This window comes from Phocaeicola sp. HCN-40430 (genome assembly GCF_037890285.1).
In the GTDB taxonomy this organism is placed as follows: domain Bacteria; phylum Bacteroidota; class Bacteroidia; order Bacteroidales; family Bacteroidaceae; genus Phocaeicola; species Phocaeicola acetigenes.
The window spans coordinates 1-944 of sequence record NZ_JBBKBS010000059.1; the positions used below are offsets into that span (position 1 = coordinate 1).

Consider the following 944-nt stretch of genomic DNA (forward strand, 5'->3'; position numbering starts at 1 on the left):
TTCATTCCGCGAGCCTTCAGCCATTCCGCAGCCGGTACACCCTGATACAGCGTACCCACCTTGTCCAGCGCCCCCTTGAACGCATCGTTGAATCCGTACGGTCTAGCCACAAACCCCCGTTCACCCATCGGCACCACATCGATGCAGACCCCTTCGGGCACCTCCATCTTCCATGCGTTGCAGGGCACACCGGTAATGATGTTGCGGCTGTTCAGCTTCCATTCCTTACCCACGTGGCTGTTCTCGATCCACACCTCCGCATTCTCCGCAGTCAGCCCGCATTCCACCTTCGCGTTCTGCACGAAGATAGCCGGATGCGGTTTCACCTTATGATGCATAATCGCCCGCTGGTCCATCACACAGTTCTGCACGGCCAGGGTAGAGGAGATCATCTCCCGGCTCGTACCATAATGGTGGAACTCCCCGCCCGGCAGCGGCAGAATCGCCACCTTCAGCTGCGCCAGTTCCTCGTCGTGCAGACGCGGATGCGCCCCCAGTGCCGGTCCGAAGTCCGAGTACATATCATAAAATCCAATCTTTCCATCCTTTTCCGAACGCTTCACCATCAGTTCCACAGCCCGGTCGCTCAGCAGCCAGATACCGATGTCCATCAGGAACAGATAATCCTTCATCAGTCCTCCCAGCTCCTCCACGCTCGGCTTCTGCAGCATGAAGTCCAGGCGGTCCGGTTCCTTTCTCGAGGAAACGAACACCCCGTGGTTCTTTGCCAGCTGCGGGTCCACCCACAGCCCGTAGCACACCACGTCCGCATCCGGAATCTCCTGCAGCGCTTCCGTCGCACGGATATACACATCCCCGCTTGCCACCAGCGTATGCAGCCCTTCCGGAGCCTTTTCCATAATCCTTTCGTAAAGCGGCAGCTGCAGCGAGAGCAGGTTCTGTGTCAGCTTCTGTCCGCGTCCCCAGCGGAACACGGGAATCGG

At 58.7% G+C, this 944-nt stretch carries 1 protein-coding gene; it reads right to left on the reverse strand.

The window, feature by feature from the left end; genetic code table 11:
* The coding region (locus tag WKU26_RS12570) for a fucose pyrophosphorylase domain-containing protein (protein WP_340322299.1) at positions 1–944 on the reverse strand (944 nt) is incomplete at both ends.